Origin of the sequence: Micromonospora ferruginea (genome assembly GCF_013694245.2) — a bacterium.
Lineage (GTDB): Bacteria > Actinomycetota > Actinomycetes > Mycobacteriales > Micromonosporaceae > Micromonospora > Micromonospora robiginosa.
Genome location: NZ_CP059322.2, coordinates 471,400 through 492,790, shown reverse-complemented (window position 1 = coordinate 492,790; position 21,391 = coordinate 471,400). Strand labels below are relative to the sequence as shown.

Below are 21,391 nucleotides of genomic sequence, written 5' to 3'. Positions count from 1 at the left end.
CTTCCTATACGCCAGGCGTTAGGAGGGGGCCCTTCCTTTCGCTCTGGTAGAGGCGGGCGACGACCTCCTCGATGTCCGGCTCCACGATCGAGACGTCCCGCAACGTGGCCAGCCCGGCCAACCCGGCCACCACCTCGGCGACGCTCGCCGACTCCAGCGCGAACACCAGCCGCCGCCCGTCCGCCTCCACCCGGTGCAGCGGCGCGCCGGGCAGCACCGGCGGCTCGGCCAGCGCGGCGTCCAGCTCGGCGACCACCATCCGGCGCGACCCGTACCGCTGGTGCAGCTCGGCGATCGAACCGTCGTGCACCACCCGCCCGTGGTCGATGACCACCAGCCGGTGGCAGAGCCGTTCGATGTCGGCCAGGTCGTGCGTGGTGAGCACCAGCGTGGTGTCGCCGGCCCGGCCCAGCTCGGCCAGGAAGCCGCGGACCGCCTGCTTGCTGACCACGTCCAGCCCGATGGTCGGCTCGTCCAGGAACAGCACCTCCGGCCCGTGCAGCAGCGCGGCGGTCAGCTCGCCCCGCATCCGCTGCCCGAGGGAGAGCTGCCGGACCGGGGTGTCCAGGAACTCGTCCAGGTCGAGCAGGCCCCGGCAGCGGCCCAACCGGGCGGCGTGCTCGCCGGCCGGCACCCGGTAGATGTGCCGCAGCAGGTCGAACGAGTCGCGCAGCGGCAGGTCCCACCAGAGCTGGGACCGCTGCCCGAAGACCACCCCGACGCGCAGCGCCAGCCGGGTCCGGTCGGCCACCGGCCGCAGCCCGCACACCTGCGCCCGCCCGGCGGTCGGGGTCAGCACACCGGTGAGCATCTTCAGCGTGGTCGACTTCCCGGCGCCGTTCGGGCCGATGTAGCCGAGCATCTCGCCGCGTTCCACCCGCAGGTCGACGCCGTCGACCGCGGTCACCGTGCGCTTCTCCCGGCGCAGCCGCCCGGCCCGGACCCGGACCGTGAACTCCTTGCGCAGGCCGTCCATCTCGATGACGCTCATGACCCCGTACTCCGGTAGTGACGGATCCCGACCCGCCAGGCCAGGGCGGCGACCGCCGCCGCGACCGCCGCGACGCCCGGCGCGGCCCAGCCCACCCAGGCCGGCAGGCCGAGCGGGTCGGCGCGGCCCAGCAGCGCCAGCGCCGGGTGGTAACTGACAAAGGCGAAGCCCATCCCGTACGCGAACAGCGCGCGGAACCAGCCGCCGTAGACGGTGATCGGGTACGCGGTGAAGTCGCGCCCGCCGTAGGTCACCGAGTTGGCGAGTTCGCCGGAGTCGACCCAGTAGAACGACACCGTGGCGGTGGTGACGAAGACCGAGGCGAAGAAGACCACCGCGGCCGGCGGGGCGACGACTGCCAGCGCGACCCGCCCCGGGGTCCAGTCGATCCCGGCCGAGGCGAGCGCGAAGACCAGCACGGCCAGCCCGAACACCGCCCGGGACACCTTGCGCAGCGGCAGGTCCATCAGCAGCAGTTGGGGCAGCGCCGCGAGCGGGCGGACCAGCACGGCGTCGAAGAGGCCGGTGCGGACGTACCGGGGCAGCCGCTCGATGTTGCCGACCAGCAGGTCGGCGGCGGCGAACCCGCAGGTCGACAGCCCGACCACGACGAGCGTCTCGCGCAACGTGAAGCCGCCCAGCTCACGGGTCACCCCGAAGATCACCAGCACGGTGACCACGTCGAACACGGTCGCGCCCAGGTTGCCGACCAGGTCGACCACGAACGACGTGCGGTAGGCGGTCTGGGACCGCGCCTGCGCCCCGAGCAACGACCGGTACGCCCGCAGCGTTCCCCCCTGCTCAACCACCCTGCACCACCAGCCGGCGCTCGGCCCGTCGCTGGACCAGCCGGCAGAGCGCCAGCAGCAGCACCGCCCAGCCGAGCTGCAACCCGACCAGACCCACGCCGGTCGCCGTCGACTCCCGCTCCACCAACACGTCCAGCGGGACCTGCAGCAGGCTGGGGAACGGGGTGGCGTAGCGCAGGGTCGCCTCCACCGGAGCGGGCAGGAACCCGAGCGGGAAGTAGAGCCCGGCCAGCACGCCCGAGCCCAACGTCCAGAGGATCATCGGACCCCGGACGTCCTGCAACCAGTAGGTGGTCGCGTTGACCAGGTAGCGGCAGCCGAAGCAGACCACCACCGCGAGCACGACGGAGAGCAGGAACAGCCCGACGGTGGCCCAGTGCCGAGGCACGTGCACCGGGAAGAAGAGCGGGCCGACCACCAGCGGCGGCACCAGCCGGGCGAGCGCGGCGAACCCGGCCCGGCCCAGGTCGACGGCGAGATAGCTGGTCACCGGGTGCACCGGCCGCAGCAGGTCGGCGGCCACCTCGCCGGAGCGGATCCGGTCGGCCAGGTCGGTCCAGCCCCAGATCGCGATGACCGCCAGCAGCCCCTGCCCGGCCCAGACGAACGTGCCGAGCTGCGCCCGGTCGTAGCCGGCCACGGTGCCGGCCGCGCCGGTGGCGGCGAGGAAGATGTAGCAGCGCAGGAAGCCGAACACGGTGTTGGTCACGACGCCGGCGACGGCCGCCTGGCGGTAGGTCGCCTGCCGGCGAAAGCCCGCCGCCACTATCGCGCCGAATGTCCGAAACCATGGGGTAACGTGTGCGTCCGTGGGTGATGCCACAGTGGCGGTGACCGAGCCCACGCCGTTACCCTCCTTCCGCAGGCAAGACGTGCTGGACCGGGCGACTCTACCGGCACGTCCGGCGCTCCGGCGCGACAATTTCCAGCGAGGTGACACCGCCGTGAGCGAGCGACGCGAGCCGGTTCCCGGGCCGCGCCGCGTGACCGGCGGGAAGGGCTGTCGATGAGTGGCTGGGGCAGCTGGCGCGAGCCGGCCGAACCGGCCTGGGCCCTGGCACCCACCCACGAGTGGGAGCCGCAGTTCCCCGGCCAGCGCTACCCGGGCGACATCGGCCTGGAACACCTGACTCCCCCACCACGCCGCCGGTCCGTGGTCGGACGCGCCGAGGTGCGCCCGGTCAGCCCCGCGCCGGACGACGCCTACCCGGTCAGCCCGGCGCCGGAGACGTACCCGATCAGCCCGGCGAGCCCGCGCGGCGCGTACCCGGTGAGTCCCGCCGCGCCGCGCGGGGCCCGTCCGGTCAGTCCCGCCGGACCGGAGACGTACCCCATCAGCCCGGCCGGCCCGGACGGGCCGCGCGGGCCGCGCGGCTCCTACCCGGTCAGCCCGGCCGGACCGGAGACGTACCCGATCAGCCCGGCCGGCCCGGACGGGCCGCGCGGGCCGCGTCCGGTGGGCGAGCGACGCCGGCACCCGGACGGACCCGGCACGGACGGCCGGCATCCCCGCGACCAGGAGGCCCCGCCGGAGCGGTTCGACCAGCGCTGGACGCGCCCCCGGGCGGCGTCCCACCGGCCGGCCCCGATCGAGCCGGGCTGGGCGCCGGAGCCGAACGAGACCCCGCGCCCCGCCCCGGGCTGGTCCGAGCGCCATCGGCCGGCGGACGACCGCCCCGCCGCGTCGAACGGGCGCGGGGGCGCCTCCCGCGTCCAGTGGAGCCCGCCGCCCGACGATCGGCGTGCGCCCCGACGCGAGCCCACCCCGCCCGACGACCGTCACCGGCTCGTCCCGGACGAGATGCACGGGCCGTACGTCGACAGTTGGCAGGACCCGGAGCCCGACAGCCACCCGGAGCGACGGGACCCCGGCCGGCCGGCCGACCGGCGCGACCACGACGGGACCCCGGCGGAACGCGGTTGGGCCGGCCACGGCGAGCCGCGCCGCGACGGCTGGCGCGACCCGGGCCCGCGTCCGCACACCGACCGGCGCGAGCCGTCCGCCGGCCGATGGGACGACGGCGCGCCGCGCCGGGAGGCCGCCGCGCCCGCCGACGTCCAGCGTCCGACCCCCGGGCACGGCCGCGCCCCGCAGCGCGCCGAAGCCGACCGGTACGGCCCCCCACGCCCCGCCGACCAGCGGTGGGACGGTCCGCGCGACCGCACGTACCCGCCACAGGGCGAGTGGCCGGTGATCGAGCGGCGGCCCCGCACCGAGCCGGCCGCGTACCGGCCCGACGAGCGCCGCCGTCCGGTCGCGGACGGCCACCCGGCTCAGCCGACCGACGCCGTGCGCCCCGACGGTCACCGCCCCGACCGGGACGGCATCGGCCGGGCCCGCCCGGAGTCGCGGGACGCCCGACCGCCCGTCACCCGCCCCGAGCACGCCGCCCCACGCCCCGAGAGCACCGGCGCACGCCCCGAGTCGACGGACGTCCGGCCGCCCTCGACCGGCGTTCGTCCCGAGGCCGGCCGGCGGCAGCCCGAGCCGGACCCGCGCCGGGCGGACTCCGCGGCGCCCCCCGAGTACCGGCCCCGTCCGGAGCAGTGGTCGGCCCGACCCGACGAGCACCAGCGCGGCCGGCGCGACGACGTGCCGACCCCGTCCGTGCCGCCGACCCGACCGGACGAACCGCGACGGCCGACCGCCCCGGGGTCGGACCGGTACGACGAGGCCCGCCGTCCGGCACCGCCCGCCTACCCCGGCCCCGCCCCGGTCCGGGCACCCGAACGAGGCCCGGTGCCGCCCGCCCGCACCGGCCCTCCCGAGGCCCGGCCGCCGCACGGCACACCGCCCCCGCCGGCCACCGCCACGCCGTCGGCCCCGCCGGTCCCGTCCGCTCCGCCGGCCACCCCGGCTCCACCGGTCACGCCGGCTCAGGCCGCCCAGTCGGCACCGCCCGCTGCTCCGGCTCCGCCCGCTGCTCCGGCTCCGCGGGCCACCCCGGCTCCACCGGTCACGCCGGCTCAGGCCGCCCAGTCGGCACCGCCCGCTGCTCCGGCCCCGCGGGCCACCCCGGCTCCACCGGTCACGCCGGTTCAGGACGCCCGCCCGGCCACTCCGCCCACGCCCGTCGGTCCGGCTCAGTCGGCCCACTCGGCCCCGCCGGTCGCTCCGGCTCAGTCCGGCCGGCCGGTTCCACCGGTCACGCCGGCCCCACCTGCGCAGTCGGGTACGCCGGCTCAGCCGGGCACGCCTACTCCGCCGGCTCAGCCGGGCACGCCGGCACAGTCGAGCACGCCGGCTCAGCCGGGCACGCCTACTCCGCCGGCTCGGCCGGGCACACCGCCGGTCGGGACCGACGCACGGCAGGTGGAGGAGCCGCGCCCGGTACCTCAGGCGGCGGACTCCGGCATGGAGGCATGGTTCCGGCCGAGCCGACCGGCGACACCCGGCGCCCACGACACCGTCGCGACGGCGCGGGCCGACGACGCGTCCGACGTCAAATCCCGGCCGGCGCCCGCCGAGGGTCCGGACCGCCACCACGCCACCGTGCCGGGCGACCAGCGGAACGAGACCCGCCGACCGGGCGACCGGCCCGAGCCGGCACGGCCGGACGACGACGGCCCGTCGGTCGCGTCGACCCGTGCGGTCACCTCGGCCGATCGCCCCACGGCGGTCGACCCGGGCGCGGTCGACTTGGGCGCCTCCGGCGAGCCGGAGCAGTCCGTCGATCGTCGCGACGAACGTGATGACGTGGATGACTCGGCCGGCACCGCCGTCGACCACGCCACCGCGACGGATCCCGCCGACCGCGTGGCACCCGCGGCCCGCCTCGCACCCACGGCCCGCCCGGCAGCCACGGACCGCCCCGCAACCACGGACCGCCCCGCACCCGCGGACCCGTCCGGACCCGCCGGACGGCCGGACACCGCAGCCGCGTCGGGCGTCGACGGCCAGGGCTCCACGACGACCGCCACCGCGACCACGGGGCAGCCCGGGGACAGCGCGGAGACTCCGGTAACCGGCGGTGACGTCAGCCCGCCGGCACCCGTCATCGCAGCGGCAGCGGCAGCGGCAGCGGCAGCGGCAGCGGCAGCGGCCGAGCTGACGGTGCCGAGCGTCCGCCCGCCGGTCGAGTCCCGCGCATCCGCGCCGTCCACCCCCTCGGACGGCACATCGCCGCAACCGCCGTCCACCCTTGACGCACGCCGGGACGCGGCAACACACCCGGATCCGGAGACGTCCTCCACCACGCGTGCGGACGCGGCCCCGCACGCCGACGCGACGCCTACCAACCAGGCGGCAGCAGCACCCGCCGCCCGCCCCGACCTCGACGGGTCGGAGCCGGCGCCCACGACCGACGGTCCGGCACGGGTGGTTCGCCCGGAACCGGGCCACGACGAGTTCCGGGCCGAGGCGGGTTCGGTCGGCCCGATGCCGACCGCGACGAGGTCGGGCAGTTCGGCGCTCGACGAGAACGCCGCCGGTGCGGCGGACCCGACCGGTACGTCGCGGGTCGGAACCGATGCGACGGCCGCCACGTCGACCGAGCCGGATCCGCGCGACCCGCAACGCGCCACCACCGGTCCGACCGACACACCGCGCGGCGGTACGGACCTGGGCGGCACGACTCCCACCCCGACCGACACGATGGCCACCGCGCCGTCCGCCGAACCGGACCGAGCCGGCCCGGCGCGGACGGAAGCCGACCCGACAGCGACGGACACCAGCCCAGCACGGACGGAAGCCGACCCGACAGCGACGGACGCCAGCCCGGCACGGACGGAAGCCGGGCCGGACGACGTCGCCCTCGCCGACGCGAGCAGGGCCGAAGAGACGACGGCCCACACCAGCCCCGTCGAAGATGATTCGGCCGATCGCGGGCCGACCGAATCCCCTTCGGACCGCCCGATCACCTCGGCGGCGGGTGCGGTCCCGGGCGAGCAGACCGGCACCGAGAGCGGGGCATCGGCCGCGCCGACGGGCGCGGGTCCGACCGGTGGCGCCGGGGCGGACGGGCCGGCGGGGCCGCGTACCCCGGAGCCGGGCGCGGAGGACGACGACCGGGCGGACGTGGCGGACGACGAGCCGGCGCCGGCGCCTCCGGTGGACCCGGAACAGGCGCTGGCCGCGATCGAGTGGCGGCTGGATCCGGGGACGCTACGCGAGGAGGCGCCCGACCCGACGCTGCTGCGCCCGATCCGCGACGGCCTCACCGGCAAGTTGGGCAGCGCGCTGGACAACCGCAGCCGGGCCCGGCTGCTCAGCCTCCGCTCGGTGGCGTCCCGGATCCTCGGCGACCTGGACGACGCGGTCGCCGACGGTCGGCTGGCCGTCACGTACGCGGAGGCCACCGGCGAGTTGCGGCGGACCTCGCTGGCCCGCGCGCGCCTCGCCGAGGTGCTGCGCTGGCGGGGTGAGCACGCGGAGGCCGACCGGCTCTTCGCCGAGGCCAACTCGCCGGAGCTGCCCGACCGGCTGCGCGCGTTGCTGCACGAGCACGCCGGGCGCTCCTGCTACGACCAGGGCCGGCTGACCGAGGCGTGTGCGCACTTCGAGCGGGCGCTGGACCTGCGTCAGGGCGGGGACGCGGCGTTGACCGCGCGGACCGAGGTGGCGCTGGACGCGGTCGCCGGCCGGGCGGCCGAGGCCGGCTTCGGTCCGGCGCCCCGGGGACGGGAGGAGGTGCTCGGCACGCCGCGCCACCCGGCGGCGACGTTCGACGACGAGCACCAGCTCTGGGGGTACGCGGACGCCGACGGCGAGATGGTCGTCGCGCACCGGTACGCCGAGGCCCAGCCCTTCCACGAGGGACTGGCCTGGGTCCGCATGCCCGAGGCGTCCCGCTGGGCGCTGATCGACACCACCGGCGCGGCGCTGATCGAGGCGAACAACGGCTACCGCGCGGTGGGCGCCTTCGCCGAGGGCCTGTCCTGGGTGTCCATGGACGGCAAGGGCCGGTGGATGGCCGTCGACAAGATGAACATCGTGAAGATCCCGCCCGGGTACGAGGAGGTCCGGCCGTTCCGCAACGGCCTGGCCGCGGTGCGGCAGAACGGCGGCTGGGGTGCGGTGGACCGCACCGGCGAGGTGGTGGTGCCGACCCGCTACCACCGGCTCGGCGCGCCGCTGGCCGACGGCCGGCACCTGGACGGTTTCACCGCCGACGGGCTGGCCGTGGTGGAGCTGGCCGGCCGCCGCGGCGTGGTCAACCGGAGCGGACGGGTGGTGGTCACCCCGGCGTACCCGACGCTGGTGATCCACCCGGTGGCGTTCCTGGTCACCACCGAGACGGGCCGCTGGGGTGCCCTCGACCGTCGCGGCGAGCCGCTGATCGACCCGGTGCACCCCCACCGCGCCGCGGTGGCCGCGGAAATCGACCGGCTGCTCGCCGACACCAACCCGGTGCTCTGAGGCCGGGGAGTCACGACGGGTGCCCCGCGGCGTGCGGGGCTAGGGTCGAGGGATGGAATTCCGACACCTGGGCCGCTCCGGCCTGATGGTCAGCGAGATCTCGTACGGCAACTGGATCACCCACGGCTCGCAGGTCGAGGAGGAGGCCGCGGTCGCCTGCGTCCGGGCCGCCCTCGACAGCGGCATCACCACCTTCGACACCGCCGACGTCTACGCCGGCACCCGGGCCGAGTCGGTGCTCGGCCGGGCGCTGAAGGGCGAGCGCCGCGAAGGGCTGGAGATCTTCACCAAGGTGTACTGGCCGACCGGCCCGGGCCGCAACGACCGCGGCCTGTCCCGCAAGCACATCATGGAGTCGATCGACGGCTCGCTGCGCCGCCTGCAGACCGACCACGTCGACCTCTACCAGGCGCACCGCTACGACGTCAGCACGCCGCTGGAGGAGACGATGGAGGCGTTCGCCGACGTCGTCCACTCCGGCAAGGCGCACTACATCGGCGTGTCCGAGTGGACCGCCTCGCAGTTGCGCGAGGCGCACGCGCTCGCCCGTGAGCTGCGCATCCCGCTGATCTCCAACCAGCCACAATATTCGATGCTGTGGCGGGTCATCGAGACCGAGGTGATCCCGGCCAGCGAGGAGCTGGGCGTCGGCCAGATCGTCTGGTCGCCGATGGCGCAGGGCGTGCTCTCCGGGAAGTACCTGCCGGGCCAGCCGCCGCCGGCCGGCTCCCGCGCCACCGACGAGAAGTCCGGCGCGGACTTCATCGCCCGCTGGCTCACCGACGACGTGCTCACCCGGGTGCAGCAGCTCAAGCCGATCGCCGAGCAGGCCGGGCTGACCATGCCGCAGCTCGCCGTCGCCTGGGTGCTGCAGAACCCGAACGTCGCCTCGGCGATCGTCGGCGCCTCCCGGCCCGAGCAGGTGCACGACAACGTGAAGGCGGCGGGTGTGAAGCTCGACGCCGGCCTGCTCAAGGCGATCGACGAGATCGTCGAGCCGGTCACCGAGCGGGACCCGGCGAAGACCGAGAGCCCGGCGCAGCGTCCGTGACGCCAGTCGTCCCCGGGCCGGCGTTCCGCGCCGGCCCGGGGACGGCCGGTCAGCCCTGCCAGAAGCGGATCAGGGAGAACCCGATCTGGTACAGCGCCCGCGGCAGGCCGAGCGCGTCGCCGACCGCGAAGACGCCGCCGAAGAACACCCGGTTGATCTGGGGACTCCACAGCAGTGCGAAGAGCAGGATGAATCCGTACGGGGCGAACAGGTCGTACATCCGCCGGTAGGCGGGGCTGAGCCAGGGCTGGATCATGTTGCCGCCGTCCAGCCCGGGCACCGGCATCAGGTTGAGCACGCTCGCCATGAGCTGGAGGAACGCGAGCAGGCCGACGCCGGCCCAGAACTCCAGCGGCCCGCCCAGCTCCGGCCCCCAGGTCACGGCCGCCACCAGCACCAGCGTGAACAGCACGTTGGTGGCCGGCCCGGCGAGGCTGACCAGGGTGTGCCGCAGCCGGCCCGGGATGGCGTGCCGGTCGACCCAGACCGCGCCGCCGGGCAGGCCGATGCCGCCGAGCAGCACCACGACCACCGGCAGCACGATCGACAGCAGCGGGCTGGTGTACTTCAGCGGGTTGAGCGTCAGGTAGCCGCGGTGGGCGATGTCGCGGTCGCCGGCCCGGTAGGCGACCACCGCGTGCGCGTACTCGTGCAGGCACAGCGAGACGAGCCAGCCGGAGACGACGAACAGGAACACGTCGAACCGCACGTTGCCGAACCCGTTCCAGGTCATCACGCCGCCGGCCACGAAGAGCGCGACCAGCGCCAGGAAGATCGGGCTCGGCCGGAACGCCGCCCGGGGCACGCCGAGGACCAGCGGGTCACCCGGGCGGTCGTAGCCGGTCATTCGGCCGGGGGCAGCAGGCTCATCCGGTATTCCACCCGGTCGTCCTCGACCAGCGCGACGGAGGTGACGCCGGACGTCGCGAGCTCCCGCCAGGTCTGGCCGATCCACGACTCGGCGTCCGCCTGACTCGTGAACGACTCGCCCGGCCCGTCGACCGTGTCGCCGTTCGTGCCCTCGTACCGCCAGCTCCACGCCATGCCGCGTCTCCCCTCGCCGCCGTCGCCCGATAGGGCCGGAAACCCTCGCAAGCCTAGTCGGCCCGCCGGACGACGGCCCGCCGCCACATGGATCATGCCGATCACGGCCGGTACGGTGGCGCGGTGCTGACTTCGAACGTGGTGCTCAGCGACCGCTACCGGCTGACCGAACGCATCGCGACCGGCGGCATGGGCGCGGTGTGGAAGTGCACGGACATGCTGCTCGGCCGCGACGTCGCGGTGAAGGTGCTGCTGCCGTCGCTGGTCGCCGACCCGGAGTTCACCACCCGCTTCCAGGCCGAGGCCCGGATGCTGGCCGCGCTGCGGCACCCCGGCATCGTGCAGGTGCACGACGTCGGCGCCGCGACGCTCGCCGACGGCAGCCGGGTCAGCTACCTGGTCATGGAGTACGTCGACGGCCGGCCACTGACCGGCTGGGTCCGGCACGCCGGCCGGCTCGACCCGGCGTCCACCATGTCGGTGGTGGGGCAGGCCGCGCAGGCGTTGCACGCCGCCCACCTCGCCGGCATCGTGCACCGCGACGTGAAACCGGCGAACCTGCTGGTCAAGCGGGACGGCACGGTCGTGCTGGTGGACTTCGGCATCGCCCGGGCCACCACCATGGCCGGCATCACCGCCGCCCACATGGTGCTCGGCACCGCCTCGTACATGTCCCCGGAGCAGGCGGCCGGACAACCGGTCTCGCCGGTCACCGACGTCTACGCGCTCGGCGCGGTCGCGTACTTCTGCCTGGCCGGCCGGCCGCCCTTCGACGGCGACAGCCCGCTGCAGGTGGCGATGCGGCACGTGCAGGACGAGCCGCCGCCGCTGCCGCCGGACACGCCCCCGGCGGTGGTCGAGGTGGTCCGGCGCGCGCTGGCGAAGAGCCCGCGCGACCGCTTCCCCACCGCGGCGGCCCTGGCCGACGGCGCGCAGGACGCCCGGGACGCCACGCTGGCCAGCGTGCCGGTCCCGCCGCGCCCGCCGTGGGCGGTGGGCGGCCCGGCCGTCCCCGGCCCGCCCACGCCCGCCCCGGCCATGTCCGGGCCGGCCATGCCCGCGCCGGTCGACCTCCCGGCCGGGGGTACGGATCCGGTGGCGCCCGGTGCGCGGCAGACGTCCGGCCCGGATGTCGGACCGGTGGCCGGGGTGCCGCCCTGGGCGGCCGACTCGACGTTCGGCGCGCCCGACCGGCCCGCCTCGGGGGTGGACGGCACGCCGCCGACGCGGGAGGAACCGACCCGACGCGGGCGGCGAACCGGAGTGCTCGCCGGGGCGGCCGGCGTGGTGCTGGTGGCGGTGCTGACCGCGGTGGCGGTGGCGGCGCTCCGCTCCCCCGACGAGCCGGGACCGGCGCCGACGGCGGTGGCCGGTGAGTCCGCGGTGGCCGGTCCGGTGGCGACGGTGAGGCCGAGCGGCGCCGGCCCGGCGACGCCGGGCGCGAGCCGCAGCGCGCGGCCGAGCCGGTCGTCGGCCACCCCGAGCCGTCCCGCGCCGCAGCCGACCGGGTCGGCCGGAGGCGGGCCGGGCACCGGCACGCCCGCGCCGACCGGGACGCCGACGACCGCGCCGAAGCCGCAGCCGTACACCGCCGCCCAGGTGTGCGGCGGTGGTTACCAGGTGATCGACTCGGCCACGCTGACCGCGGGCGGCGTCCGCCAGGGACGGGTCTACCTGCTCTACAGCACCGCGGCCGGGGCAAACTGCGTGGTCACGCTCAAGGACGCCGACGTCGGCCGGGTCACCACGGTCACCACCTACCTGGAGGTGAAGGGCAGGGCCCGGCAGACGCAGAGCGGCGGCTACCGGTACTACGCCGGCCCGGTACGCGCCACCGCCGCCGCCGTCTGCGTGAGGTGGGGCGGCGCGACCGGCGGCGCCACCTACACCAGCCCCTTCGAACACTGCGACTGACCTGCGCCGGCCCCTGCGCCGATCTTGGAGTTGTGGCACCTGACAAATCGGCTGTCTCCGACATCCTGGGCGCCACAACTCCAAGGTCGACGACGAAAGGTCGGGCGGGGCGGGGGCGGGTGGGTGGGAGGGCGGGGTGGGAGGGGCGAACTAAGGTACGGGCATGTCCGTTGACGGGTGGCACACCCTCCTGGTGCTCGGCGGTATCCGCTCCGGCAAGTCCGGGTTCGCCGAGTCGCTGGTCGCCGACGCGCCCATGGTCCGCTACGTGGCCACCGCCCCCGCCGGTGATCCGGACGACACCGAGTGGGCAGCCCGCCTCGCCACGCACCGGGCCCGGCGGCCGGGAAGCTGGACCACCGAGGAGACGGCGACGGACCCGGGCCGGCTGGCCGAGGTGATCGCCGCCGCCGGCCCGCACGACACGCTGCTCGTGGACGACCTGGGCGGCTGGGTGACGGTGCTGCTCGACCCGGTCCACCAGCCGGCCGACGACACCGCCACCATCGCCGAGCTGGCCGCGGCAGTGCGGGCCAGCGAGGCGCGCCTGGTGCTGGTCAGCCCCGAGGTCGGGCTGTCGCTGGTGCCCACCACGCCGCTGGGCCGGGCGTTCACCGACGCGCTGGGCGCCACCAACCGCGCGGTGGCCGACGCCTGCGACGCGGTCGCGCTCGTGGTCGCCGGGCAGACCGCCTGGCTCAAGCCCACCGCAGCGCCGGCACCGCCGGTCCACGCCGCGCCGCCGGTCCACGCCGCAACGCCCGCCCATGCCGCGCCGCCCGCCCACACCGCGTCGCCCGCCCACGCCGCGTCGCAGCCGGACCACGGCATGCCGGCCGACCTCGACCGGGCCGGCACGCCGGCGTGGGCCGGGGCGGACCGGTCGACCACGTCCACCGGGCGTCGACCGGAGAGCGTCGCGCCGGACGCGCCGCTGCCCGAGGTGCTCACCCCCGCCGCGACGCCGCCGCCGGCCACGCCGGCCGCCGGCACGGGCGGCGCCGGGGACTGGGCGGCGCCCACCATGGCCCTGCCCATGATCGCCACCGGCCTGGTCATCCAGCCCGGCATGGAACTGCCGATGCCGGACGACTACACCGGCCCGCAGGCGGTCGACCGGCTCGCCACGCTCGACCTCCCGGGCGCCGGCCTCGGCGTGCTGGAGCAGGTGATCGGCTTCGCCGCGGCCACCCAGGGCACCGCGACGCCCCGCCCGTGGGAGTCGGTCCGGGTGCTGCTGCTGCACGGCGACCACGACGGTGGGGCGTCCGCCGGCGCGGTGCCCGGCGAGTCGGCCCGCCGCGCCCGGCAGGCCCGCGCCGGCCGGGGCGCGCTGGCCCGGCTGGCCGCCGAGAATGGCGCGAGCCTCCAGGTCGTCGAGGCGCCCGCCTCGGCCCCGTTCGAGGACGGCCCGGCGCTGGACGCCGACCAGGTCGAGTCGGCGCTGCGCTACGGCTGGCGGCTGGCCGAGCAGGCCGCCGAGGCGGGCGTACAGCTTCTGGTGCTGGCGTCCTGCGGGGCGGGCGCCGAGGCGGCCGCCGCGGCGGTGCTGGCGGCCACCGCCGGCGCGGAGCCCCCGACGGTGCTCGGCCGGGTGGTGACCGAGCAGGGCGAGATCGACGACAACGCCTGGATGGTCCGCTGCGCGGCCGTGCGGGACGCGCTGCACCGCACCCGGCGGTCCCCCCGCGAGGCCAAGGACATCCTGGCCGAGCTGGGCGGCGGTGACATCGCGATGGCCACCGGCGTGCTGCTCGGCGCCACCGCCCGGCGGGTCCCGGTGCTGCTGGACGGCCCGGTCGGCACCGCCGCCGGCATGGTCAGCCGGGACCTGGCCGGGCAGGCCCGGCACTGGTGCCTGCTGCCCGACCACGGCGGCCGTCCCGGGGTGCGGCTCGCCGCCGACGTGCTCGGCCTGACGCCGCTGCTCGACCTCCGCCTCGACCTGGGCGAGGGGGCGACCGCGCTGGCCGCCCTCCCGCTGCTGCGCTCGGCGCTCACGCTCGCCGCCACGCTGCCGACGCACCCGTCGCTGGGCGGCGCCGACGACGAGCGCGTCGCCGAGCCGGAGCCGGCCGACGAGCCGGACTTCACCGAGCCGGACTTCACCGAGCCGGAGCCGGCCGGGCCGGGCCCGACCACCACCGGGTCCGACGAGCCGGTGTCGCCCGGCCGCCGTGCCGACTGAGCCCCGGCTCGCCGACGGCGTCCGGCTGGCGCTGACCACGTTCACCACCGCGCCGGTACGCGCCGGCCGGGTCGACCGGGACACCGCCGGCGTCGCGATGGCGCTGGCCCCGGCGGTCGGCGCGCTGCTGGGCGCGGTGCTCGCCGGGGCACTGCTGCTGGCCGGCGCGCTCGCCCCGCCGCTGGTCGCCGCCGGGGCGACGGTCGCGCTGGGCGCGCTGCTCACCCGGGGCCTGCACCTGGACGGGCTGGCCGACACCGTGGACGCGCTCGGCTCGTACCGGCGCGGGCCGGCCGCGCTGGAGATCATGAAGCAGCCGGACGTCGGCCCGTTCGGGGTGGTCGCGCTGGTGGTCGTACTCCTGCTCCAGACCGCCGTGCTGGCGGAGCTGGCCGGGCGGGACGCGCCGGCGGCGCTCGCCGCGGTGGTCGCGGCCACCGCGGCCGGGCGGCTGGCCGCCGGCCTGGCCTGCCGCCGCGGCGTGCCGGCGGCCCGGCCGGACGGGCTGGGCGCGCTGGTCGCCGGCACGGTGGGGTGGGCCGTCCTGGCGCTCGGCGCGCTCGCCGTGGCGCTGCTGGCCGTGCCGGCGGTGCCGGGCCGCCCGTGGCAGGGGCCGCTCGCCGTGCTCGCCTCGCTCGCCGTCGCGGCCGGGCTGCTGCGGCACCTGGTACGCCGCTTCGGCGGCATCACCGGCGACGTCCTCGGCGCCCTGGTGGAGGTCGTCACCACGCTGTCCTACCTGGGACTGGTGCTGACCGGCTGATCGCCACCCGGTCGGGCGGGTAGCGTTCGGGTGAGTGCGCCGGCGCGGTCGAGGGGGACGGATGCTGATCACGGACGACTTCCTGCCCGTACCGGTGCCGGAGTCGCTCGACGCGACCTATCTGGTGCCGATCGAAGGGCTGCCCAGGGTCAGCCCGAAGACGGCGGTGGCGGGGCTGGCCGGCCGGCTGGCCGCGCCCGTGCACGGCCTGGCCACGCAGATGCTGGACAGCCCGCTGATGAGCGTGGACACCCGCACCGTGGACGAGTTCCCCGAGCTGCCACCGGACCTGCTCGCCGCGTTCGGGGCGACCGAGGAGCAACTGGCCCGGCTGGCCGCCGCCACCCACCTGGTGGTGGTGCAGGCCGAATACCGGCCGGGCTGGCCGCCGGCGCACGAGTGGGCGGCCCGGGCGGTCGCCGCGGCGGTCGCCGAGACGGTCGGCGGGGACGTGGTCGACGTGTTCGGGCTCCAGTTCCTCGACCCGGCCGCCGCGCTGCGCTCGCTGCCGGACGAGCACGGCCGGATCCGGCTGGTCGACTGGGTGCTGGTGCCCTACTCCTCGGACGCCGACGGGCTCTGGTTCACCACGAAGGGGCTGCGCCGGTTCGGGCTGCTGGAGTTGCAGGCCCAGGGCGTGCCGGACCACCTCACCCGGGCCTGGGGCGCGGTGATGACCGGGGCGGCCCGGCGGCTGCTGCGGGACTGGACCGACGGGCTGGCCGGCGAGGAGGTGCCGGCGTTCGTGCAGCTCCCGGTGCTGGCCACGGTGACCGGGCACGACATCGCGGTCGCGTACGGCAATCCGGAGCAGCACGGCGCGACGGCGCCGGTGCTGCTGCGCCTGGAGCTGGACCCGGCCACCGACCCGGACGCCGACTCGTTCCTCAGCCTGAACCCGCCGCCGGGGCATCCCGGCCCGCCCGGCCGCTACTTCGCCGCCGCCTGCGCGACGCTGTTCAACGGCATCCAGCCCGACGTCCGCTACACCCGCACGGGTGACGCGATGAGCCGGGCGGTGGCGACCGCCCGGGAGTCGCTCGGCGACATCCGGGCCCGGTTCCTGGCCGGCGGGCTGCCGGACGAGAGCCAGCTCGTGGTCAAGTACGGCCTGCCCGGCGACGAGGGCCCGGAGTACGTCTGGGCCGGGGTGACCTCGTGGGACGCCCCGGAGCGGATCGTCGGGGCGAGCGCCACCGACGCCACCAGCGACCCGAGTGTGCGGATCGGCTCGCCGGTCGTGGTGGAGGCGTCCGACGTGGTCGACTGGGCGATCCTGGACGGCACCGGCGTGCTGGAGGGCGGCTGGACCCAGGCCGTCCTCGACGCCGGCGAACGCCTGCGCGAGGACTGACCCGAGCGCCTGCGCGAGGACTGACCTGCGGCTCAGCGCACGGAGGGCTGGACGAAGGGTGGCCTGGTCAGGCGCATCCGGGCGCGACGACCCCGGATGTCGACCTCCAGCTCCTCCCCGTCGGGCAGCTTCGGATCGGTGTCGACCAGGGCGAGGGCGACGCCGTGCTTGAGCGTCGGGCTGAACGTGCCGCTGGTGACCACGCCGACCTGCCGGTCGCCGGCGTACACGGTCATGCCGGGGCGCGGGATGGCCCGGTCGACCGCGGCGAGACCGCGCAGCGTACGGGCCGGACCGGCGGCCTTCTCGGCGCGCAGCGCGTCGCGGCCCCAGAAGGCCGGCTTGTCCCAGCCCACCGCCCAGCCGGAGCGGCCCTGCACCGGGGTGATGTCGAGGGAGAGGTCCTGCCCGTGCAGCGGGTAGCCCATCTCGGTGCGCAGCGTGTCCCGGGCGGCCAGGCCGCAGGCGCGCACCTCCGGGCCGGCGGCGAAGATCGCGTCCCAGACGGCGACCGCGTGCGCGGCCGGCACCACCAGCTCGTAGCCCAGCTCGCCGGTGTAGCCGGTGCGGCAGACGGTCAGCTCGACGCCGGCGAGTGCGGCGGTGGAGAAGCTCATGTAGTCGTGCCCGGTGGGCAGCCCGAGCGCGGTGAGCAGCTCCGCCGAGCCCGGTCCCTGCACGGCGAGCACCGCGTACGCCTCGTGCTCGTCGGCGACGGTCACGCCGGCCGGCGCGGCGGCGCGCAACCGGCGGGCCACCTCGGCGGTGTTCGCCGCGTTGGGCACCAGGAACACGTGGTCGTCGGCGTGCAGGTAGGCGATGATGTCGTCCACCACGCCGCCGGTGGCGTCGTCGCAGCAGAGCGTGTACTGCGCCTGGCCGGGCGCGATCCGGCCGAGGTCGTTGGTGAGACAGGCGTTGACGAAGTCCGCCGCGCCGGCGCCGGTGACCCGGATCTTGCCCAGGTGCGAGACGTCGAAGACGCCCACCCCGGTCCGCACGGCGGTGTGCTCCTTGAGCACGCCGCCGCCGGCGTACTCGAGCGGCATCTGCCAGCCGCCGAAGGGGGCGAACTTCGCGCCGAGCGCGGTGTGTCGCTCGTGCAGCGGGGAGCGGCGCAGCCGGGTCTCGGCGGCGTCGGGGGTCACCTCGGTCATGGGTGGCAACTTACCGGCCGGCGCCTCGGTGGTTAGCATCGGCGGGATCCCGTCGACACGCGACGGCGGGACAGCCACGCTTCCGGCGGGTAGGTTGCCGCCGGAGAGACCTTCATCGCCGGTACGCGACGACGCGGCCGGCCCGGCCCGCCCGGAGTAGCTTTCGTGACATCGCCCCGCACCACCCTCAGCCTGGTCGACACCGACCCCGCCGAACTCGCCGTCGACGCGATCGTGATCGGCGTGCACAGCCAGACCACCGAGCCGGGCAGCGGCGCACCCGCCGATGCCCTGCTGCTGGCCAGCGGCGCGGAGAGCATCGCCGCCGCGTTCGACGGAAAGCTGACCGAGACGCTCGCCCTGCTCGGCGCGACCGGCGGCCCCGGCGAGGTGATCAAGTTGGCCACGCTGGGCACGGTGACCGCCCCGGTGGTCGTCGCCGTCGGGCTCGGCGCGGAGCCCTCGGGCGCCGCTCCCGCCCCCGAGTCGCTGCGCCGGGCCGCCGGCGCGGCGGTGCGGGCGCTGGCCGGCGCGCCGCGGGTCGCCCTGGCCCTGCCGCTGCCGGACGACGCCGACGCCCCGGCCGCGCTGCGCGCGGTCGCGGAGGGCGCGCTGCTCGGCGGCTACCGGTTCGCCGGCTACAAGACCAAGCCGCAGCCGGCCCGGCGCGAGCCGGTTGCCGAGGTGCTGGTCGCGGTGCCGGATGCGGCGGACGCGACCGCCCAGGCCGAGGTCACCCGGGCGCAGGCGGTGGCCGGCGCGGTGCGGACCAGCCGGGACTGGGTCAACACCGCCCCGAACGAGCTGCGCCCGCCGGCGTTCGCCGACGCGGTGGCGTCCGCCGCCCGGGAGGCCGGGCTGGAGGTCGAGGTGCTCGACGAGGCGGCGCTGGCCGCCGGCGGCTACGGCGGCATCCTCGCCGTCGGCCAGGGCTCGGAGGCCCCGCCGCGGCTGGTGAAGCTCACCTGGACGCCGGCCGATGGCGGCAACGGCAAGCGGGTGGCGCTGGTCGGCAAGGGCATCACGTTCGACACCGGCGGCATCTCGATCAAGCCGGCGCAGGGCATGTGGGAGATGAAGTCGGACATGGCCGGCGCGGCGGCGGTCGGCGCGGCCATGCTGGCGGTGGCGGCGCTCAAGCCGTCGGTGACGGTCACCGGCTACCTGCCGATGGCGGAGAACATGCCGTCGGGCACCAGCTACCGGCCGGGCGACGTGATCAGCATGTTCAACGGCAAGAAGGTGGAGGTGCTCAACACCGACGCCGAGGGCCGGATGATCCTGGCCGACGCGATGGCGCGGGCCTGCTCCGACGGCGCCGACTACCTGTTCGAGACCTCGACGCTGACCGGCGGCCAGGTGATCGCGCTGGGCAAGCGGATCGCCGGCGTGATGGGCACCCCGGAGCTGTGCGAGCGGGTGCGGGTGGCCGGCGACGCGACCGGCGAGCCGGCCTGGCCGATGCCGCTGCCCGACGACGTGCGCAAGGGCATGGAGTCGGACGTCGCGGACATCTCCCAGGTCAACGCCGGCATGGACCGGGCCGGGCACATGCTTCAGGGCGGGGTCTTCCTGCGCGAGTTCGTCACCGACGAGGTGGCGTGGGCGCACATCGACATCGCCGGCCCGGGCTACCACTCGGGCGAGGCCACCGGCTACTGGACCAAGGGCGGCACCGGCGTGCCGGTCCGCACGCTGCTGGCGCTCGTCGACGACGTCGCCGCCAACGGCTGAGATGTAAGGAGGGGCCCCCGCTTAACGCATTCTGCATAGGCGGGGGCCCCTTTTAACACCTGAGGCTTAGAACAGCTCGGGGCGGCGCTTGCGGCGCTCGTTGTAGTCGCGCATCCGCTGCGGGTAGCCCATCAGGCGCACGTCGTAGATCGGGATGGCGGTCTTGTGGGCCCAGCGCCGGGCGTCCTCCGGGCTGCCGACCCGCCGCCGGGTCCACTCGCCGTCGCCGGCGATCAGCATGACGGTGGTCTCGGTGACCGTGGTCCGCGGTTCCAGGTACGCCTCGACGCCCTGCCGGGTGCGGACGAAGTTCTCAAGATGGTCCAGATCGGCGCGATCCGCGGCTCGGTCGCGGCTCACCGCGGCCACCCGCTTGCGTCGTCGGAACAGCGCCACCGGATCCACTCCTCCCCCGGACGTCATCGAAGACGATGCCAAGGGTACGTGTCGCCGACGTGTCGTTGGGCACCTCGGTACGCGCCCGGCCGCCGGTGGTGACAAGATGACCGAGGTGGGGTGTACCTGTTACCCCGCCGTAACCCCCGATGCAGTGACGCGACCTGGGAGTTGGATGTGAGCGAGCCGAACGACACGACCTTCGACATCGTCATCCTCGGAGGTGGTAGCGGCGGCTACGCGGCGGCGCTGCGTGCCGCCCAGCTCGACCTCTCCGTCGCGCTCATCGAGAAGGGCAAGCTCGGCGGGACCTGCCTGCACAACGGCTGCATCCCGACCAAGGCGCTGCTGCACGCCGCCGAGATCGCCGACCAGACCCGCGAGTCCGAGCAGTTCGGCGTGAAGGCCGAGCTGGTGGGCATCGACATGGCGGCGGTCAACTCGTACAAGGACGGCGTGATCTCCCGCCTCTACAAGGGCCTCCAGGGCCTGGTGGGCAGCGCCAAGAAGATCACCTTCGTGGCCGGCGCCGGCAAGCTGGTCGGCAAGAACGTGGTCGAGGTCGACGGCAAGCGCTACACCGGCCGCAACGTCGTGCTGGCCTCCGGCTCGTACGCGAAGAGCCTGCCCGGCCTGGAGGTCGACGGCGAGCGGATCATCACCAGCGACCACGCGCTGACCATGGACCGGATCCCGGCGTCGGCGATCGTGCTCGGCGGCGGCGTCATCGGCGTCGAGTTCGCCAGCGTCTGGAAGTCCTTCGGCGTGGACGTGACCATCGTCGAGGCACTGCCCCGCCTGGTCGCCGCCGAGGACGAGGAGTCGTCGAAGGCGCTGGAGCGGGCGTTCCGCAAGCGGAAGATCAACTTCAAGGTCGGCAAGCCGTTCGAGAAGGTCGAGAAGACCGACAAGGGCGTCAAGCTGACCATCTCCGGCGGCGACACGGTCGAGGCCGAGCTGCTGCTGGTCGCCGTCGGCCGCGGCCCGAACACCGCCAACCTCGGCTACGAGGAGCAGGGCGTCAAGATGGACCGCGGCTACGTGCTGACCGACGAGCGGCTGCGCACCAGCGTGCCGAACGTCTACGCGGTCGGCGACATCGTGCCCGGCCTCCAGCTCGCGCACCGCGGCTTCCAGCAGGGCATCTTCGTCGCCGAGGAGATCGCCGGGAAGACCCCGGCCGTGATCGACGAGGTCGGCATCCCGCGCGTCACCTACTGCGACCCCGAGCTGGCGTCGGTCGGCCTGACCGAGGCGAAGGCCAAGGAGCAGTACGGCGCCGACAAGGTCAAGACCTACAACTACCCGCTGGGCGGCAACGGCAAGAGCCAGATCCTCAAGACCACCGGCCACGTGAAGCTGGTCCGGGTGGACGACGGCCCGGTGGTCGGCGTGCACATGGTCGGCGCCCGGGTGGGTGAGCTGATCGGCGAGGCCCAGCTCATCTACAACTGGGAGGCCTACCCGGCCGAGGTGGCGCAGCTCGTGCACGCCCACCCGACCCAGAACGAGGCCCTGGGCGAGGCGCACCTGGCCCTGGCCGGCAAGCCGCTGCACGCGCACAACTGACCACAACCGCGGCGTCCGGCGACGGGCGATGATCCCACCAGGGGAACAAAGGAGTCTGGAGAA

General features: G+C 75.7%; 16 protein-coding genes. 8 read left to right on the top strand and 8 right to left on the bottom strand.

What is annotated here, in order from left to right:
* Positions 1-4: 4 nt before the first annotated feature.
* The 4 genes from H1D33_RS02400 to H1D33_RS02385 all read right to left on the bottom strand — a co-directional run bounded on the left by H1D33_RS02400 (position 5) and on the right by H1D33_RS02385 (position 3,135).
* Positions 5-991, bottom strand: coding sequence for an ABC transporter ATP-binding protein (locus H1D33_RS02400; RefSeq protein WP_181569615.1), 987 nt, complete (start codon positions 989-991; stop codon positions 5-7).
* Complete coding sequence (locus tag H1D33_RS02395) at positions 988-1,800, bottom strand: ABC transporter permease (protein ID WP_246411734.1); 813 nt, start codon at positions 1,798-1,800, stop codon at positions 988-990. The genes H1D33_RS02400 and H1D33_RS02395 overlap by 4 nt, the downstream gene beginning before the upstream one ends.
* On the bottom strand, positions 1,793-2,644 hold the full coding sequence (locus tag H1D33_RS02390) for an ABC transporter permease (protein WP_181569616.1): 852 nt from the start codon (positions 2,642-2,644) through the stop codon (positions 1,793-1,795). Before H1D33_RS02390 ends, H1D33_RS02395 begins: the two co-directional genes overlap by 8 nt.
* Before the next feature lie 359 nt (positions 2,645-3,003).
* Complete coding sequence (locus H1D33_RS02385; RefSeq protein ID WP_281370393.1) at positions 3,004-3,135, bottom strand: hypothetical protein; 132 nt, start codon at positions 3,133-3,135, stop codon at positions 3,004-3,006.
* 3,043 nt (positions 3,136-6,178) lie between these two features.
* Between H1D33_RS02385 and H1D33_RS02380 the strand changes: the two genes are divergently transcribed.
* Together H1D33_RS02380 and H1D33_RS02375 are read left to right on the top strand one after the other, a co-directional pair.
* Positions 6,179-8,158 carry a WG repeat-containing protein gene (locus tag H1D33_RS02380; protein WP_479686834.1) on the top strand — a complete coding sequence of 660 codons (1,980 nt, stop codon included), beginning with the start codon at positions 6,179-6,181 and terminating at the stop codon, positions 8,156-8,158.
* 52 nt (positions 8,159-8,210) lie between these two features.
* Positions 8,211-9,209: an aldo/keto reductase family protein gene (locus tag H1D33_RS02375; protein ID WP_181569617.1), complete on the top strand. Its 999-nt coding sequence runs from the start codon at positions 8,211-8,213 to the stop codon at positions 9,207-9,209.
* 49 nt (positions 9,210-9,258) lie between these two features.
* Here the strand turns inward: H1D33_RS02375 and H1D33_RS02370 are convergent, their stop codons facing one another.
* Both H1D33_RS02370 and H1D33_RS02365 read right to left on the bottom strand, forming a co-directional pair.
* The gene (locus H1D33_RS02370; RefSeq protein WP_181569618.1) at positions 9,259-10,056 is read right to left on the bottom strand and encodes a site-2 protease family protein; all 798 of its coding nucleotides are present in this window, start codon (positions 10,054-10,056) and stop codon (positions 9,259-9,261) included.
* Positions 10,053-10,253 carry a hypothetical protein gene (locus tag H1D33_RS02365; RefSeq protein ID WP_181569619.1) on the bottom strand — a complete coding sequence of 67 codons (201 nt, stop codon included), beginning with the start codon at positions 10,251-10,253 and terminating at the stop codon, positions 10,053-10,055. Before H1D33_RS02365 ends, H1D33_RS02370 begins: the two co-directional genes overlap by 4 nt.
* Positions 10,254-10,376: 123 nt before the next feature.
* On the opposite strand from H1D33_RS02365, the gene H1D33_RS02360 reads away from it, so the two are divergent.
* The 4 genes from H1D33_RS02360 to H1D33_RS02345 all read left to right on the top strand — a co-directional run bounded on the left by H1D33_RS02360 (position 10,377) and on the right by H1D33_RS02345 (position 16,472).
* The gene (locus tag H1D33_RS02360) at positions 10,377-12,167 is read left to right on the top strand and encodes a serine/threonine-protein kinase (RefSeq protein ID WP_181569620.1); all 1,791 of its coding nucleotides are present in this window, start codon (positions 10,377-10,379) and stop codon (positions 12,165-12,167) included.
* A gap of 163 nt (positions 12,168-12,330) precedes the next feature.
* The gene (locus H1D33_RS02355; protein WP_181569621.1) at positions 12,331-14,355 is read left to right on the top strand and encodes a bifunctional adenosylcobinamide kinase/adenosylcobinamide-phosphate guanylyltransferase; all 2,025 of its coding nucleotides are present in this window, start codon (positions 12,331-12,333) and stop codon (positions 14,353-14,355) included.
* Positions 14,345-15,118 (top strand): adenosylcobinamide-GDP ribazoletransferase, encoded by a 774-nt coding sequence (locus H1D33_RS02350; RefSeq protein WP_181569622.1) that lies wholly within the window; start codon positions 14,345-14,347, stop codon positions 15,116-15,118. The genes H1D33_RS02355 and H1D33_RS02350 overlap by 11 nt, the downstream gene beginning before the upstream one ends.
* 61 nt (positions 15,119-15,179) lie before the next feature.
* The gene (locus H1D33_RS02345) at positions 15,180-16,472 is read left to right on the top strand and encodes a DUF2314 domain-containing protein (RefSeq protein ID WP_181569623.1); all 1,293 of its coding nucleotides are present in this window, start codon (positions 15,180-15,182) and stop codon (positions 16,470-16,472) included.
* A gap of 32 nt (positions 16,473-16,504) precedes the next feature.
* Here H1D33_RS02345 and gcvT read toward each other — a convergent pair whose 3' ends face one another.
* On the bottom strand, positions 16,505-17,629 hold the full coding sequence (gene gcvT / locus H1D33_RS02340; RefSeq protein ID WP_181569624.1) for a glycine cleavage system aminomethyltransferase GcvT: 1,125 nt from the start codon (positions 17,627-17,629) through the stop codon (positions 16,505-16,507).
* 165 nt (positions 17,630-17,794) lie between these two features.
* Between gcvT and H1D33_RS02335 the strand changes: the two genes are divergently transcribed.
* Complete coding sequence (locus H1D33_RS02335) at positions 17,795-19,363, top strand: leucyl aminopeptidase (protein WP_181569625.1); 1,569 nt, start codon at positions 17,795-17,797, stop codon at positions 19,361-19,363.
* 66 nt (positions 19,364-19,429) lie between these two features.
* Here the strand turns inward: H1D33_RS02335 and H1D33_RS02330 are convergent, their stop codons facing one another.
* Positions 19,430-19,759, bottom strand: a complete 330-nt coding sequence (locus tag H1D33_RS02330) for a hypothetical protein (protein ID WP_181569626.1) — start codon at positions 19,757-19,759, stop codon at positions 19,430-19,432.
* Positions 19,760-19,936: 177 nt separating this feature from the next.
* Here H1D33_RS02330 and lpdA point away from each other — a divergent pair, with 177 nt between their 5' ends.
* On the top strand, positions 19,937-21,328 hold the full coding sequence (gene lpdA / locus H1D33_RS02325; protein ID WP_181569627.1) for a dihydrolipoyl dehydrogenase: 1,392 nt from the start codon (positions 19,937-19,939) through the stop codon (positions 21,326-21,328).
* Positions 21,329-21,391: the final 63 nt, after the last annotated feature.